The 17231-nt window shown below is 44.1% G+C and carries 13 protein-coding genes; 10 read left to right on the top strand and 3 right to left on the bottom strand.

Going from position 1 to position 17231, the window contains the following annotated elements; translation table 11 throughout:
- The first annotated feature begins 190 nt into the window (after positions 1-190).
- Positions 191-511 (top strand): hypothetical protein, encoded by a 321-nt coding sequence (locus tag JT719_RS16990; protein WP_207435117.1) that lies wholly within the window; start codon positions 191-193, stop codon positions 509-511.
- A gap of 131 nt (positions 512-642) precedes the next feature.
- Here JT719_RS16990 and hrpB read toward each other — a convergent pair whose 3' ends face one another.
- Positions 643-3192 carry an ATP-dependent helicase HrpB gene (gene hrpB / locus JT719_RS16985; RefSeq protein WP_207434690.1) on the bottom strand — a complete coding sequence of 850 codons (2550 nt, stop codon included), beginning with the start codon at positions 3190-3192 and terminating at the stop codon, positions 643-645.
- Positions 3193-3561: 369 nt separating this feature from the next.
- Complete coding sequence (locus JT719_RS16980) at positions 3562-4053, bottom strand: YciE/YciF ferroxidase family protein (protein WP_207434688.1); 492 nt, start codon at positions 4051-4053, stop codon at positions 3562-3564.
- A gap of 485 nt (positions 4054-4538) precedes the next feature.
- Here JT719_RS16980 and JT719_RS16975 point away from each other — a divergent pair, with 485 nt between their 5' ends.
- Positions 4539-5462: a lytic transglycosylase domain-containing protein gene (locus JT719_RS16975; RefSeq protein WP_207434685.1), complete on the top strand. Its 924-nt coding sequence runs from the start codon at positions 4539-4541 to the stop codon at positions 5460-5462.
- A 454-nt stretch (positions 5463-5916) separates the two neighbouring features.
- Here JT719_RS16975 and JT719_RS16970 read toward each other — a convergent pair whose 3' ends face one another.
- On the bottom strand, positions 5917-8055 hold the full coding sequence (locus JT719_RS16970; protein ID WP_207434684.1) for a S9 family peptidase: 2139 nt from the start codon (positions 8053-8055) through the stop codon (positions 5917-5919).
- A gap of 267 nt (positions 8056-8322) precedes the next feature.
- Between JT719_RS16970 and JT719_RS16965 the strand changes: the two genes are divergently transcribed.
- The 8 genes from JT719_RS16965 (at position 8323) to JT719_RS16930 (ending at position 16995) form a co-directional block, all read left to right on the top strand.
- Positions 8323-8871 (top strand): RNA polymerase sigma factor, encoded by a 549-nt coding sequence (locus tag JT719_RS16965; RefSeq protein WP_207434682.1) that lies wholly within the window; start codon positions 8323-8325, stop codon positions 8869-8871.
- The gene (locus tag JT719_RS16960; RefSeq protein ID WP_207434679.1) at positions 8868-9479 is read left to right on the top strand and encodes a cupin domain-containing protein; all 612 of its coding nucleotides are present in this window, start codon (positions 8868-8870) and stop codon (positions 9477-9479) included. Before JT719_RS16965 ends, JT719_RS16960 begins: the two co-directional genes overlap by 4 nt.
- Positions 9480-9932: 453 nt before the next feature.
- Positions 9933-10694, top strand: coding sequence for an ATP-binding protein (locus tag JT719_RS16955; protein WP_207434670.1), 762 nt, complete (start codon positions 9933-9935; stop codon positions 10692-10694).
- A gap of 87 nt (positions 10695-10781) precedes the next feature.
- Positions 10782-11426, top strand: coding sequence for a response regulator (locus JT719_RS16950; protein ID WP_207434668.1), 645 nt, complete (start codon positions 10782-10784; stop codon positions 11424-11426).
- Between the two features lie 274 nt (positions 11427-11700).
- The gene (locus JT719_RS16945; RefSeq protein ID WP_207434667.1) at positions 11701-12240 is read left to right on the top strand and encodes a M15 family metallopeptidase; all 540 of its coding nucleotides are present in this window, start codon (positions 11701-11703) and stop codon (positions 12238-12240) included.
- Between the two features lie 250 nt (positions 12241-12490).
- Positions 12491-13768 carry a hypothetical protein gene (locus JT719_RS16940; protein ID WP_207434665.1) on the top strand — a complete coding sequence of 426 codons (1278 nt, stop codon included), beginning with the start codon at positions 12491-12493 and terminating at the stop codon, positions 13766-13768.
- A 235-nt stretch (positions 13769-14003) separates the two neighbouring features.
- Positions 14004-15512: a M6 family metalloprotease domain-containing protein gene (locus JT719_RS16935; RefSeq protein ID WP_207434663.1), complete on the top strand. Its 1509-nt coding sequence runs from the start codon at positions 14004-14006 to the stop codon at positions 15510-15512.
- A gap of 43 nt (positions 15513-15555) precedes the next feature.
- A complete protein-coding gene (locus tag JT719_RS16930) occupies positions 15556-16995 on the top strand; it encodes a hypothetical protein (protein WP_207434661.1) in 1440 nt (479 codons plus the stop codon).
- Positions 16996-17231: the final 236 nt, after the last annotated feature.

Below are 17231 nucleotides of genomic sequence, written 5' to 3'. Positions count from 1 at the left end.
GTGGAAGTAGTTTTAGGCTGGTAAGAGGGAAGCAAAATTTGCCTTCTGAAAGGAATTAAATCTGTGAGAGAGGAGCTACTATCAGTGATAAACTCAATTCTTTCTCCGCATCTTTTGATTTTTTGCTAACCTTAGAAAAGCTTCCTACGTTTTGATACCCATATACCAACTTATTAACCCAAATAAAGCTATGGACGTATCAAACTTAAAAGAAAAAGCCGACAACTTTAACCCAGATCATAAAGAAGGACCAGTAGCCCGTGCTATTGAAGAGTATACCGCTAAATTGCCTTCTGATCTGTTCCTGTGGGCAGCCCTTGGCTCAATGGCTGTATCTGCTACCCTGAAAGTGATGAAAAAAGACGATGAAGCTCTGTTTGTAGGGCAATGGCCAGCGCCATTCTTGCTTTTAGGGCTTTACAATAAACTTGTAAAAGTAAAAGGCTCAGATGGCGAGAAAGACGGCCCAAATCGTCCGGCCGGCGCTAATGCTGAAATCAGAGGCTATTAATGTAGCCCGCCTTTAAAACAACAAAGGGGAAGCCATGGCTTCCCCTTTGTTGTTTTTACCCCATTTTCTGCGAAACAGCACTGAAACAGAGAACAGCTTTTATCAGGCGGGACATCTGAGTGCTAGACAACTTATGGCTGAGGTCTTTTCTTGGTACCTCTTGTAGGTGGCGCCGAGAGCGGATCATCGGGCCAATGGTGTTTGGGGTAGCGGCCGCGCAGGTCTTTTCTGACATCAAAGTAGCCGGTGCTCCAGAAACTACGCAGATCGCGGGTAACCTGAACGGGCCGGGAAGCCGGAGAGAGCAGGTGCATGAGCACCGGAACCTTGCCGCCGCCAATCCGGGGCGTGTCCAACATCCCGAAGACTTCCTGCAATCGCACGGCCAGCACCGGGGCGTTCACGTCTGAATAATCTAAGGTAATACGAGAACCGCTGGGCACCTCCAGGTGGGATGGGGCCATCCGGTCCATTTCCTGCCGCTGTTCCCAGGTAAGATCGGCCAGCAGAATCTCCTTGAAATCTAATCTGGACACCTGGTCCAGGTTTCTCAACCCAACCAAGTGTGGCAGCAGCCATTCTTCCATGGTAGCCTCCAGGTGCGGTTCCGACACATCAGGCCATTGCTCAGGCAGGAGGTGGTGCAGAAACGCCAATCGCCTAAGCGTTTTTTGGGCATCCTCCGACCACGGCAACCGTTGAATTCCTTTTTCCTGCAAACCCTGCAAGAGCGCTCGGGCAACGGTCTCCTGGTCTGGGTTCTGTAGTATATTTTCTTCTAGGGTCAACGCTCCCAAACGGGTAATCTGGCGGGCAATCACTTTTTCAGTAGCGGCATCCCAGCGCACCTCTTGTATTTTCTCCAGTTGACCGGAGAATTGTTTGAGTAATTCTTCCTTGGAAACAGGCGCGGCGGTGAGTACCCGGGGCTTGTTGCCTAGTTCCAGGTGTGCTACCGCGTAGAACTCCGCCTCGCCGAACAACTCGGTTTGCAAAGAAGCCCGCTGCCCTGAGACCAGACGTATTCTGCCGGATGCTTCGCGTTGGGCAAGCCGGTCTGGGTACGCCAGGGCAGTGAGCAGTCCGGTTGCATCCAAATTGATAGGTGCTCGTTTCTCTTTGATCCGCTGCCGAAGGTTCTGGGCTTGTTCCCGTATTTTCCTGACGGTGTTAGCGTCTACCGTGTACCCTGGCGTGGGAGGGGACTGGCCGTCTAAGATCTCCAGCCGCAAAGACAAATCGGGCAGCGGGTCTGACCACGATATCTGCAGGGGTTTGAGAATGTCGCGGTCTGATAAAAGGGCAGCCAAGTCACAGGCGGTGGTGCCCAGGCCTAGTGCATGGCCGAGCATGACCAAATGGCCTAAACGGGGAGATAAGCCCAAAGCGGCCAGGGCTTTTCCGTGGGCGGTGGCTTTCCCGTTCTGATCAAGGGCTTCCAGCCGAACCAGCAGGTCACGGGCCAGGGCCAGCGCGGCAGCGGGCGGAGTGTCCAACCATTTGAGGTCGGTGGCTTCCTGGGCACCCCAGATGGAGAGTTCCAGGGCCAGGCCGGTTAAGTCGGCCTCGCAGATCTCAGGCGTCTGGCGGTCGGCTAATTGCAGTTGATCCGCCGAGGACCACATGCGGTAGCAGACGCCCGGTCCTAAACGTCCTGCCCGGCCCCGGCGTTGATCAGCCGCCGCCAGGGAGACCGGGATAGTGGCTAATGTGGTGAGTCCAATACGCGGCACAAACTTGGGGACGCGGGCGTAGCCGCCGTCAATCACCACTTTCACACCCTCTATGGTCAAACTGGTCTCGGCGATGCTGGTGGCCAGTACCACTTTGCGCCTTCCTGCCGGAGCAGGCCGGATAGCGGCTAGTTGCTGCGACAGGTTCAAATCTCCGTGTAGCAGGTGCAGGTCAACCGTGGAGGGCAGTTTCTCTTCCAGTGCTTGGGCCACGCGGCGCATCTCGCCCATGCCAGGCAAAAAGACCAGCACATCTCCCTCGGGTTCCTGCGTTAGGGCCTGCCGGATTGCTTTCGGCACTAAGTTGTTCAGGCGTTCTGCCGGACGGTGGCCTGCCGAGGCAACTTCGGCGGGAGAAAGGTACTTTGTTTCTACGGGGAATTGGCGGCCCTCGCTTTTCACCACGGGCGCTTCCAGCCAGGTTGCCACCGATTTCGCATCCAGGGTAGCACTCATCACCAATAGCCGCAAGTCGGGACGCAGCACGGCTTGGGCATCCAAAGCTAAGGCAAGCCCTACATCGGCCTGCAGGCTGCGTTCGTGGAATTCATCGAAGATAATGGCGGCAATGCCTTCTAGGGCCGGGTCGCTCTGCAGCAGCCGCGTGAGAATACCCTCGGTAACCACCTCAATCTGGGTTTTCTCCGAGACAATGTGCTCCATGCGTACCCAATACCCTACCGTTTGGCCCACTTCCTCGCCCAGCAGATCAGACATGCGCTGAGCGGCGGCCCGGGCGGCTAACCTACGGGGCTCCAGCATGATGATCTTTCCGCCGGCGCGCCAATCTGCCTCTAACAAGGCCAAGGGCACCAACGTGGTTTTACCGGCTCCGGGAGGCGCCTCCAACACGGCGCGGGAGTTTGTTTCTAAAGCGGAGACCAGCCGCGGAAGCGCTTCCTTGACCGGTAACTCGGGTAAACTGGATAGGATAGAGGTACGTGACATGCAACCGCAAATTTCCGGAATCTAAGCCGAAAGTCATCTGCGCTGTTGTACAATTTTCAATCTTCGGCTTTCTCTAAGTCCAACTTGATTTGGGCTTCTTTCAGGAAAACAAGATTAAAACGTAGCTTAACTAAGAAGGAGACTAAGTCTGTTTGACGCATATCCAATCACATTTGTCATCCTGGAAGGATCTTGTGAGCAAACTAGAAAAGCTGTGAATAAACGCTATTACCGCTCGTAACCAAGATCCTTTCAGGATGACAAAAGAGGAGGGGGTAGTTCAGTCTCTCTTATTAGGAAAGGTAGTAAAACAGAAGAGCCCGCTACGTTGAGCAGGCTCTTTTGAAAGCGAATGACTTTAATTTAAAACTATTCTGCTTTTTCGTTGATGTAGCTTTTCGCCAGATCGTTCAGGAGCGTGTCGGTTTTTTGCTCTTCTTCCAGGGTTTGTCTCAGAAGTTGGGCAGCCTCTGTGTGGCCTAAACGCTCTGCGAAGTGAGCGGCAGTACCGTAACCGGCAATCTCGTAGTGCTCCATGCGCTGGATGGAAGCGATCAAACCGGCGTCTTTTACTTCCGGGGTCGCATCTTCTTCAATGGTTTCTTCGCCTTCTTCTACCAGGCCTTCCATGGCTTTACACTTCATGCGTCCTGGGCTGGTACCTACCAACTCGCACACTTTCTCCAGGCGGTCTTTCTGCGCTCTGGTTTCTTCCAGGTGCGTCTCAATCATCTGCTTCAGTTTCTCGTCCTCAGTGGCTTTGATCATTTTAGTGAGGGCAGCAATGCCTTGCTTTTCGGCACTGTATAGGTCTTTTAGTTGGTGCTCAAACAGGTCTTCTAATGTCTTTAACTTAGCCATAGTGGTATAGGTTCTTTTGGTTAGTATTTGTACTAGCTATACGAGGCGGTATTTAAAGGGTTGAAAAATTACCGGCCTTATGGCGTTATCGAATTGAATTGACAAATGCTCTTAGCAAAAGTGGACAAGGGCAAGTTCTTTGTACTGAATAAGAAAAGAGTATTAGAGGAATGATACATTAGTCATTCCAAACAGAGGCTGACAACTATTCTGTTCTTGAACTTATCTCAAGCTATATGTTAAGCAAATTTGATTGATTTGGTAAGAAGCGATTGACAGGTGTACTAGAACTTGCAGAGACGTAACCCGATTTTTGGTTTGAAGTTTGAGGTGTTTTTCTGCCGCTTTCTTAAATTTTGATACTAAAACTGCACTCAGAAAAAGGGAATATGCGTAAGAAAAAGGCTGAAGGATTTCTGAGGTAGAATAAAAAGCGCTTAAATGCGGTTATACTTTCCGAGGAACCAGCCAGAAAGGAGGAGAACATGAATCATAACATTTGGAAATACTTCGGCGCGTTGGGGTTTATTGCGGTGACCGTGCAACTTTGTAGCCAGCAACCCTTGCAAGTGGTGAGTTCGAGCGAAAGCGGCTCGGGACCTGCCTTGGTGCGGGAAGGAGTGGTAAGAGCACCGGTGCTGCCCACCTCATTATCTTTTGCCGGAGAACCTGTTCCTTTGGAGGTGCCCGATGTAGCCGAGCGGCTGGACCGGGAGCTACTGGTAAATTCCTATCTGCAAGCCACCACCTTGCTGGGACTGAAGCGCATGCAGCGGTACCAACCCGAGATTGAGCGCCTGCTCCGCGAAAATGACATCCCGCAGGATTTTGTGTACCTCTCCCTGGCCGAAAGCCTGTTCAGCCCGGTGACGTCCCCGGCCGGAGCTTCCGGTTTCTGGCAACTCATGCCCGACACTGCCCGCGGTTATGGCTTGCTGGTGAACGCCGAGGTAGACGAACGTTTCCATGTGGAGAAGGCTACCCTAGCAGCCTGTCGGTACCTGAAATCGGCGAAGAAGCGGTTCGGTAACTGGACCAACGCAGCCGCCGCCTACAACCGGGGAATGAACGGCATTGGAGATGCCTTGGAGCGGCAGCGGGTGAGTTCCTACTATGACCTATACCTCAACGACGAGACCTCGCGGTACATGTTCCGCATTCTGGCCTTGAAAGAAGTGTTGGGCAACCCGCAGAAGTATGGCTTTGAACTACCGAAAGAACAGGGCTATGATCCTCTGCCAACGCGTACCTACCGCGTGACTTCTTCTATTCCAGATCTGCCTCAATTCGCGGTGGAACAGGGCATCAATTATAAGACCCTTCGGCTGCTCAACCCCTGGATCAAAGCCTACAAGCTCACGGTTGTTCCCGGGAAGGAGTTTGAGTTGCTTCTGCCTGAGAAATCATAGACTCTTATACTTTTCTAACAGCATCTAACAAGAACTTACCGATAAATTTGGAAGGCAGGAAACAGGCTGAACCGGATTTTCTTCTTTGTTGATAGGGGCAGGTTAATAAGTAATTGGATTCGTTTCGATCAGTTTTCTGGAAAATAGGTCAGAAACACTTTTATCTCAAAGCTAAACCTAAGTCTTTCCTCAGCACTATGGATACATAGAAAAGTGAGGTGAGTTCCGCGCTAAATAGATATAGAAGAATAGTTTTGCCAATCGTCTTGATAAGTGAACAATCGCCAGGACAATTGTTCTCATACAAGGCCTTTTTGGTTTGCCTATCTGATCCTTCCAGAATGGACTAAGGAATAGTTGATTTCAGGCTTACTTCATATCAGAGATCTGACAATACGTTTCGGGACTGTTTTGAGGAAAACAGACCCGAAACGTTTTTACTTTCAGCGTACGTCTACTTCTTTCCCACGGCATTGCTGGGCTTCATGAGCTTTCGTTGGAAAAAATCGGCGGTAGCCAAGCCTACTTTGAGGGCATTGGCATGGCTCATCCAATGGTGGGTATCATCTACAATCACCAGGGACTCGTAGGGCACACCTTTGGCCTCCAGGCGCTGCACCAGATCGGTGCTTTGGCTGAATTGTACGTTACGGTCATCATCGCCGTGAATGATCAGAACGGGGGAGGTCCATCCATTTACGTGGGCGGTTACCGATGACTGCCAGGCTACTTTGGAGGCCAGGTCCGCATCTGGGGCTCGCTCGTAACGGTCTGGAGCGGTGATGCCCAAGGTTCTGGTAATGGTGCGGTCATGTACGCCGTGAATGTCAACGCCGGCCGCGAAAAGTTTGGAATCTTTTGCCAGGGCCATGGCGGCCAGGTACCCGCCGTAGGAGCCGCCGTAAATCCCGATGCGGGAGGCGTCTACCTGCGGCTGCTGAGCCAGCCATTCACCGGCGGCTTTGATGTCCTGGTACTCAGAATTGCCTTTGGTGTTGGCGTTCTCGGGATTCTGGAAGTCGTAGCCGTACCCAATGCCCAAGCGGTAGTTCACCGAAAGCACCACAAACCCCAGGTTGGTCAAATATTGGTTCAAGGCGTACACGTTGGAATAGTACTCTGAGTAGTTCCAGCCCAGTAACATCTGCCGGGAGGGTCCGCCGTGCACATACACAATGGCTGGTTTCTTGCCGCCGCCTTTGGGCTCAAAAAGCTGCCCGTGGATAGTTGTGCCATCCGGGGCTTTGAAGGTGACCTGTTTGGGGGTGACCAGTTGTTTGATGGGCAGTTGAGCAGGAAGCAGGCTTTCTCCCAGCAACGTGGGTTTCCCTTTTTTGAAAGGCATCATGGCAGGCAGGGGCGCGCGCTGGGCTGTAGCACAGAAGTATACAATTGAATTTCCGTCACCCGTAACCACCGGAGTCCATTCCTGGCCAGTTCCTGGCGTCAGCACTTCCATGGCTGCTTTGTCTACGGGTACCCGCACCAAGTGCCTCCGGTCTATGTCTTGCTTGTCTGGGCCGGAATTGGCACTGAATACCAGCCATTTTTTATCGGGGCTCAGGCAAATGTGCTCGGCCATGAAGGTACCGGGCGTGAGCAGCAGCGGCTTTCCGCCGGTTGCCGGGATAGAGTAGAGGTGGGGCCAGTTGTCCTGATAAGAGAGGAACACAATGCGGTCATTCGCGGCCCAGTGCAGGTTAGCACCCCCGTGGGTGCCGGGAAACGAACCAGCCAGGGTTTTGGGAGCTTCCCACAGTTTAAATGCTTTGCCGGTAGAGACTTCGGCCGTCCAGATAGACCAGGGCTGGTGTCTGCGGGCCAATACCGAGTCTGGGGCTCCGCCCAGGCCCGGAGTGCGTACAAACACTATCTGCTTTCCGTCTGGCGACCAGCGTGGATTTCGGTCGCGGGTGAAGGACGGGGCAATCCAATTAATGGGAGTTTCTGCGTTGGTGAAGACTCCAATGAACGCATGGTCTCCGCGATTAGAAATAAACACCAACTGTTCTCCGTTGGGCGACCATTCCAGGGAACCGTTCGTGCCTCTCGCCGAAAACAACTGCTTGGCCGGTGCAGAGGCATCCAATGGCGCTCCCCACACCTGTCCGTTTTTGGTGAAAGCAAGGGATTCTCCCTTAGGTGAGATGGCTGGGTTTTCGCCATCCCCTAAAGCTTTCGGTTCGCCTCCGGTAAAAGGCACACTCCAGATCTGCACCTTAGGAGTGACCGGACTGAAGGAAGCGTTCACGGGCGCCTCCTCGTTCCAGCTTGATCCATGGTCCCCACCTCGTACATACACCACCCATTTCCCGTCTGGCGAAAGCGAAACACTGGTGAGTTCCTGCCCATCGTCCTGCAAATAATTGGTGAGCCTACGGGGAACGAAATCCGGCCCCTCGGCCACGTAGATGTTCCGTTTGCCCTGCTCATCAACCGCCCAGGCAACTCTGGAGCCCTGTGCTGAGGCGGTGAGTGCGGTAGGAAAAGGATAGGCTTTTACTGCCTCAAAAGAGAACTTCTGAGCAAACGAAGGGAGGGCTGTTAAAAGCAGAAGACAGCAGGCGAGCAAAGGGGGAAGGTGTTTTCTCATAGGATGAAACTGAACGGGGGTTATAAATTATCAGTCCTAAATCTAAAATAGATTTTTATTTTCCGGCTTATTCTTAAAAGGTTAGCGGAAAATAATCTAAAGACGGTAACTGGCCGGTACATGTAAAATTAGTTTTATTTGGTATATACTAATTGAATTGAGAAGGGCACCAAGCCCGTTAGGTATTACAGGCGGGGTTAGTTATCTTAGGCAAGAGTTAAGAGGGTTGGCAAGCGGAAAACGTTAGGGGAAGATAAAGAAGATTATATGGCACCATTGACCCTGCAGAGAGAAGCAGAAGAACGACTGATAGAGGCAATCCGGGAGGGGAAACAGGAAGCCTTCGGGCTGCTGTATGATGCCTACGCGCCGGTGCTCTTAGGGCTGATCTCGCGCATTGTGCAAAATACCGAGGTAGCGGAAGAGGTGCTGAAAGAGACGTTTCTGGCCATCTGGTCCCGCATCCATATTTTTGACCCTACCCAAAGCCGGTTTCTAACCTGGGGTTTGGCCATGGCCCGGGGAATAGCGCTGGAGGCACATAAAACGGGCAAATACGCGCACCTTACCTTCGGCAAAAAAGACGAAGACCCTGTTACACCAGAGGCAACCAGGGAAACAGATCAACTGGAGGAGAGCCAAACAAAAGAAGTTTTCTGCCAATTGCAGCCCCAGGAAAATGCCATCCTTGATTTAATTTACCACAAAGGCTATACCTGCCAGCAGGCGGCCGAAGCCTTGAATATCTCTCAGGAAGAACTCAAAAGCCAGTTAAAATCGGCTTTCAAACACATAGGAGCGGAAAGAACAGCATGAACCCCATCATAGACTATATAGAATCCGGGATTTTAGAGCTGTACGTCATGGGAGTTACCACCCCAGGTGAAACCCAGGAGGTGGAGCAGATGGCTTCCGCACATCCTGAAATCCGAGAAGAGATTGAGACCATTCGCCAGACTATTGAAGCCTATGCGCTAGCGCATGCCGTAGCGCCTAAAAGTACGGTAAAGCCCCTTGTATTGGCTACCATTGACTACATGGTGCGGCTGCAGCAGGGAGAACCCGTTACCTTTCCGCCGGTACTTTCCCCCGAATCCCGCCAGGAAGACTATGCCGCCTGGTTAGAGCGCGAAGACCTGCAAACTCCTTCAGAGTTAGAGTACATTTACGTGAAGATCATCGGCTACTCGCCCAATGCCACCACCGCCATTGTCTGGATCAAAGGCGTGGCCGAGGAAGAAATCCACCACGATGAACAAGAGCGGTTCCTTATCTTAGAGGGCACCTGTGACATTACCGTTGATGGAGAGGTCAACCACCTTTCTCCCGGCGATTTCTTTTCCATTCCCCTGCATCAAACACATAAAGTGAAGGTGACTTCTGAGGTGGCATGTAAGGTGATATTGCAGCGATTGGCGGTGTAGGGGAAAGTCAGTTCTTATTTGAAAAGGTTAGTTCCCACTTTTATGCTAAACAATCCATATTTTATAAATTATTGGAGTATATCTGCTATACAGACATTCCACTACTAGTTATATTTAAGAACTGTCTTATCAATTTTTCCTAAAGGGTGCATTTTAAGTGATATATACTTAATTATAGGTATTGATTATTGAAAATTTAAATCCTATCTTGTTATTATAAAAAAAAGTAAAAGTATTTTAGACTTTTTTATACTATAATTTATGATTAATTATTGAATAAAAAAAATAGTTAAATATATTGTAAAGCCTGCATGATAATGGCTGAAGCAGCCTGTCAAATTTTATAATTTACTTCTTCACAATACGGAAAACTTATAACTAGTTAAGCCGCCCCCTCTCTGTTGCCAAAATTGTATAATACCAATCTAATCTAGTTGTGGTTACATAATGAGTGTGGCTGAAATACTAAATAGTGTCCTTGCCTGGTCTAGTCAGCGCATAACATATCTGACTAAAAGAGTAGAAGTTCAGGAGTCATATAACTCATTGCTGCAGTCCTTCATAGAAGCAGAGCAAAAACGTCATATCGCTGAACTAAAGGCTCTGCAATTAGAAAAAGAATTGCAGGGGCAGCGTGAAAAGCTAGGGCGGGATCTACATGATGGTTTTGGCTCACAATTAACTCACCTAATTTCCAGATTGGAATTGCTAGCCTATCATAAATGGCCTGATTCTGGTCAACTTCTCCGATTAAGTGAATTCACCCGTGGGATGAACCACACCCTCCGTGAAACTATCTGGCTGCTTGATCAAGAAGAAATAACTGTAAAAGCTTTAGGGGCACGTGTGCATAATTTACTTCTTAAAATTTGGGAAGACCGTGAGTTACCTGTTTTAAATTGGGAATTTATAAATATCGATAGCAACTATGTTGTACAGCCTATAATTGCGATGCACCTTATCCGAATAGCACAGGAAGGAACAATCAATGCATTAAAATATGCAATTGCCTCACAAGTGAAAGTAACATTAGAGATTTCCCAAACAGATACTTCGCTTACCATCACAGATGACGGCCAAGGTTTTCATGATGTATCTTATACAAAGGGTTTTGGGCTAATTAACATGCGTAAGCGTACTGAGGAAGTTCAAGGTACTTTTTTATTAAATTCTACTACTTCAGGTACTTGTATTAAAGTAGTATTACCTATTTAAGTTTAAAAATACGTCATTTGACGTATTTACAAGCTGTTTTTCACATTGTACCTTTCAAATATCAAGTAAATCTAACTTTTGGCTTGAATGCAAAAGATAACCATCGGCATAGTTGAAGACAATGTCCAACTGGGGCAGGATATTCGTGATAAGCTAGCGCTTAGCGAAGAGGCAGAGGTGCTATTTGAAGTAAGAAGCGGACATTTGCTCCTCAAGACGTTACAGGCAGGAACTGTGCCTAAAGTGCTGTTGATGGATATTCTAATGTCTGAAATGGATGGTATAGAAGCAACGAGGCAGGTTAAACAGCATTACCCGGACCTAAAGATTATAATGCTAACGGTAATGGATTATGAGCAAAAATTATTTGAAGCACTGCAAGCCGGAGCATCTGGGTACATGCTCAAAGATGCCAAGCCACATCAATTGTTCAATGCCATTGACGAAGTACTTGAAGGTGGGCTGCCGCTATCACCTAGCTTGGCTAGTCGTGTATTGAAATATTTGCTGGGTGTAAAATTAATACCAAGTCCTTCATTACCAGGAATAGAATATTTGACTAAACGAGAACAGGAGATACTAGAATTATTTAAGAGAGGAATGACGGGAAAACAGATTGGTGAAAAGTTATTTGTTGCAGATAAAACTGTAAGAAAGCATTTAGAACACATTTATGAGAAGTTACAAGTTCATTCATATAAAGAACTTGTTGCAAAGTTGAATGGTCATTAGGGGTAGTTTATACTATTTATAATTTAATTTGTAATATTTAAGCTAAATTATTGTTTTTTATCATTAAAATATATCAAAAATAGTTTTTATATAGATGTGTTTTAGATATAATTTATATACTTTTTAAAGGGTTAGTGTAAATTATTATTAATTACATCTAAATAAATATGTATTTATATAAAACATTAATAAGTTAAAAATAATGTTGGTGTTTTTATATATAGAAAAAAAGTATGGTAGGGAAAAATTTATGAATTCTATAATTATTTAACATATGGCAGCGGATCTGAATTTATTAGTTCCTGAATTTAGGGATAAGGTTTTAGAACTACTTGATAAGTGTTTAGAGAGGGGAATTGAAATGCGTCCTAATGAAGGTATACGTGACCCCTTTAAGCAAGGAATATACTGGAGACAGTCTAGAACAAAGGAGCAAGTTTATAAAGAAATAAATAGACTCAAGGATCAAGGTGCCGACTTTTTAGCGTACTGTATAGAAAGCGTAGGGCCTAGGAGTGGGAGACATGTCACAAATACTATTCCTGGGGTATCTTGGCACCAGTGGGGTGAAGCTCTAGATTGTTTTTGGGTTTTGGATGGGAAAGCAGAATGGTCTTTAAAGAAAACGGTTGGTGGTTTGAATGGTTATATGGTTTATGCTTCTGAAGCTAAGAAATTGGGCTTAGATGCTGGGCTTTATTGGACATTTGTTGACGGGCCTCATGTGCAATTAAGATCAGTTTCAAATGCTAGTCATGTGTATTCAATTCAGAGGATAAATAACGAAATGCAAATCAGATTCGGTGAGAGTTAGTTTTAGGAAATAAATAAAAAGGATTTAAAGAATGTGTGCTTCAATATTATTATAATGTTTCGAAAGTAATATTTATGGGTGAAAGTATTGGTAAAATTATAATTGTTTTTGTATAATAATAAAAATAAATTTTTTATTCGCTTCTGCTATAGTTAATTTAGGTTATTTTTTGAGAAGATAAGTTATTAAAAAAAATAATCTTTGGGGTTAAATAGCTTTGAATGGGTGCTTGTAATAGAATATTGACTATATGTATTTTGTAGATATAATGACTGATATTAAGCCCGTTGTTATAAATGTTATATGGGTGTTTTTAATTATTTACTTGATTGTTATTGTTATGTATGTTCTGTGTTCTTTTTTTGTTGAAAAGTCAATTGTTAAATCTTTTTCAAAGAATAATGTAGATAAGTTCAATGAGGCTGACCTGATTTACTATCTTCCAATCGCTACATTACAAGTTACAGCCACTGCCAAAGTCTTAATTAAAAGACAAATAAAACTGCCCAAAGTTAGTTCGGAACTCATTGACTTAACAATGCAAGCAACCACACAAAATGTGCCAGATACTTCAAATCCCTATGCTCTTAAATATCAAGGGTCCTCTTTTTCAAGCGACACTTTCAAGGTAAGTGTAAATTCATTGGGGCTTATCGAAGGCATTAACGTGACGGCCGAAGATCGTATTACTTCTATTATTAACTCTATTTCTGACTCTCCAAAAACAATTTTCTCAAAAGATAATCTTGTGCAGACAGCTCCGCCCGAAAATGGTTTCACAACAGAGGAAGATGGTTTCACCACTGAGGTAAAAGAAGTTTCGAAAATATTTTATATTTCTTCAGATGAGCTAAAAATTGGAAAAGCAGATTGCTTATGGCGAATTCATATAGAGGATGTTAACTATTGTGATGCTTCTTTTTACTTAAAGTTTGATCAACCAACTATAAATATTGGAGAAAATGTAAATAGTCAAAGTAATGAAATAAAAGGTATTTTTACAAGACCACTAAGCCGTACTATGATGTGCGTATTTTTTGAAAAAGACAAACGTGATAGTAGTAATGAAGAAGTATTTAAAAATGAATTAATAATTCCTGATTATTCGAAAGTTACTGGTATTGTTATTGACAGGTCTTCTTTTATTAAGAAAACTTATGCCTTAAAAGTTAGTAATGGAATTCTAATTGAAAATTCCATCGATAAACCTAGTGAAGTAGAAAGTTTTATTAGTATGCCTATAGCTGTTGCAAAGGCGATAGTATCAATTCCCGCTCAGTTGATTCAATTAAGGGTAGTTAAAATTAAGAATGAAACTACTTTAGAGACTACTGAGCAAGCTTTAAGAACAGCTAAATTGGCCACAATTAAAAATGAGATATCACTTGAGACAGAAATCATAAAGGCTAAATTTGAAGCTCATAAAGGATTACTAGAGGCAGAGAAAAATTTAATAAATGAACAAAAGGCTTTGGCTACCGCAAGAAAGGCATTTGAGGATGAGATTAAGAAGCTTAAAGAATCATAAAAAGATGTAAATACAGCTTAAAAGATGTATATGGTAGAATAATTTAAAATGCATTTATTAAACAAATATAGAATGTTGTATTTGTTCAATTGTGTGTGTTGTTTATGGGTAGAAGCTAAATGTTAGTTTGTTAAGTATAATTCATTTTAGTTTTATAATAAAACTATATTTAAAATAGTTTGAAATTAATTACAATAGAAAAAATACAGAGATTGTTCAAATAAGCACTAGTAATATGGCAACACCATTCTTCAATCAAGAATTTACTTTTACTCAGCCGGACGGTACAACGTTGCAAGTAAAAGGTTCAGGAAATCAATTCCATGCTACATTTGAAACATTAGACGGGTTTACAGTTATTAAAGATCCGGTATCCGGCTTTTTTCAATACGCAAATTTAGAATTTGATGAACTCAAACCTTCTGGGATAATACCTGAAAAGGCAAACCCAAATTTACTAGGTTTCTCTAAGAAACTAAGAAGCAGCCCTGAGGTAAATCGCTCTATGGTCTATTCTTCTACTGGGTTAACGCCCGGTAAAACCCGCTGGCAAACCCGTATTGAAGAAAGAAAAGCACAGTTAGTAAAATCTGCATTGTCTGATGGGCCACTTCTAGCGCCACCAACAAGGGAAACAGTAGGTAAATTTATAGGTCTGTGTTTATTGATTCAGTTTCCTGATGTACCAGGAACTATAACTGCTAAAGAGGTCGATGATTTTTGTAACAAAAGAGGCTATAGCAACTATGGAAATAATGGGTCTGTTTATGATTATTTTTATGATGTTTCAGCAAAGAAGTTAGAGTACAATAATATCATAGCTCCATATTATACAGCAAAAAATCCCCGCAGCTATTATACTGATCCGAAAGTCAATCAAAGTATAAGAGCAAGAGAGTTAATTCTAGAAGCTTTGAACCATCATAAAAATAATGGTTTTGATTTCAAAAGGTTGACTTCAGATTCCCAAAATTATGTCTATGCCATAAATGTGTTTTATTCTGGGGAAGTTGTAAATAATTGGGCAGAAGGATTATGGCCCCATTGTTATAGTTTAAGCAGTCCTTTTCAGCTGGCCTCTGGCAAGAACGCGTATGATTATCAAATCACTAACATGGGGCAACAGCTTAGTCTAGGAACTTTTTGCCATGAAAATGGCCATATGATTTGCGATTTTCCAGATTTATATGACTATGGTAACGAGTCGTCTGGAATTGGTCATTTTTGTTTGATGTGCGGAGGGAATAATGCTGATCCCAAAAATCCTGTAGAAGTTGGAGGGTATTTAAAGTATAAAGCAGGCTGGACGGATATACTCCACCATTTAGATAATGGCATGAAAGGAAAATTTTCTTCCAAAAATGAGTTTTATATAAAGCGAAAGAATAATGCTGAATATTTTATTATTGAAAATAGAGTACAATCAGCACGAGATAAGGCTTTGCCTGATGAAGGTTTAGCTGTTTGGCATATTGATGAATTAGGTAGCAATCATAATGAACAAATGCTTCCTGATTATCATTATGAATGTTCTTTAATCCAAGCGGATAACCGATTTGATTTGGAGAGTAGAAAATGGCATCCCGGAGATAAAGATGATCTCTTTAAAACAGGTTCCTTTGGCCCGTCTACTTCCCCTGATAGTAATTGGTGGGATGGATCATCTAGCCAGCTTGAGATTAAAAATATTAAAAAGGTTGGCTCCAATATTGATTTTGATGTTACAATTCATCCTCTAACTTAGATTGTATTTTATACATTTCATTCACTATAAAAAAAACGGTTGTATGCTTTACTCCTTCCAGGAAAGTCCTATCCAAGATGTTCCATTTGGAACTGCTATGCAAACATCGCTGAACAACTACTATGATCTTCTTAAAGCCCAGGCAGCTAGTCTAAACACGCAAGAGTTCCTTCAATTAAAACTGGTTGCAGATCCTGTAGATGTTTCTTTGCCGCTGAACTCTCAAGGAACTTATGAATGGTATTCTTACTATAATTTATTAAAAAGGTCTGATTTAGAAATAGAGCCAGGAGCTGTTTCTGGTACTGGAGAAGTAGGGGTTGCAAGAATTAGTGACATATATGGAAAATTTATAAACCGGCTTAGTAGTTTAGTTGTATTGCAAGTATTAACGCCTGAAGAGCAGAAAAAGAAAGATCAATTAGAAACCGAGTTAGATGGTCTTCAAACTCAAATGGCAATATTAGCAAACAGTGACTTTTCGGCTTGGAGAGATTACGCAAGCTTGCGCGGTTACAATTTCGGTGATATGGCGGCGTATAATCAGTATAGTTCTGCCTATGGTGTTGCCAGCAAAATGGAGAGGCTTATGCGTATTAAAATTAATAAAACCTTTGAGTTAATTAAGCTAATAAATAAAACATACGCCTCAGCAGATGATCAAGAAATTATCAATGCTACCGTTGATTACTATAATTCATCAATGCGGCTTTGCTATCCAACCTATCCCGATTATACGTACCTGCCAACAATCATAAATCTGAACTATTTATTAGGACTACCGCATGTGAGTACAGCGGTTTTTGACGACAGATATGCATTTAATTTTGACCAGTCATTAGATTTAATTAAAACCAGCCAGGTTGGAGCCTTCTCTGCCAAATATGATCGTACTACAGGAAATTCTAGTTCTATCACTACTGATTGGGGTTCATCAGGAAGTGCACGCTGGGGTTTTATTAAGGCAAGTGCTTCAGTAACAGAGCATCAGCAAATTACGGAAGACTTTAAAAAGGCAACAGAGATAAAACTTTCTTCTAAAGCTGCTTTTCGGGTCGGAATAAATTATGGGCCTTGGTTTAAGCCAAATCTTTTTAAGAGTAAGTATATAAAGGAGCAACCGGATCTTTTCGCTGAGTTTTTCAATGAAAATGGTTCGCTGTTATACTATCCTACTGCCTTAATCCTTATCAGGGGGTTTTCTGTTGAATTTAGTAGTTCAGCTAATTGGTCTTTTGACTACAAAAAAAGGTTCAGTGCCTCTGGAGGAGGAGGATTTAGAGTATTCGGGATAAACTTTGGAGGGAAAAGTAATTACACTCGTGATACAAAAGAGCATAAGGTCGATCAAACAAGCACAACATTGAATTTGTCTGATGATGAAAATACAATAAGATTTGTTGGGTACGCGGTTAAGAAAAATAAGGTTTGGACTGAAGCCTCAGAAAGAAGCTTTAATAATTTAAAATTTGCACCTCAATAATATGTATACCAGTCTGAAGTATTCTTTAATCTTGGCTTCTTCATTCTTTCTTTCTTCCTGTTTTACAACATCAAAATTTCCCCTGTGCAAAAAATTAAACAGTACGAAGCCAAGTGAAATTCAAGGCATTACTACAACCTTATTAGCAGCTTGCAATCAGAGAAATATTAAAGTAACGCCATGTTCCGAGTACTTTGCTGAGTTTACAGGTAGTAGGAGCAATATGAAATGGTTAC

It is taken from the genome of Sabulibacter ruber (assembly GCF_017355955.1).
GTDB classification, from domain to species: domain Bacteria; phylum Bacteroidota; class Bacteroidia; order Cytophagales; family Hymenobacteraceae; genus Nibribacter; species Nibribacter ruber_A.
Note: the sequence above shows the minus strand (reverse complement) of the source record. Positions and strands in the feature narration are given on the sequence as shown.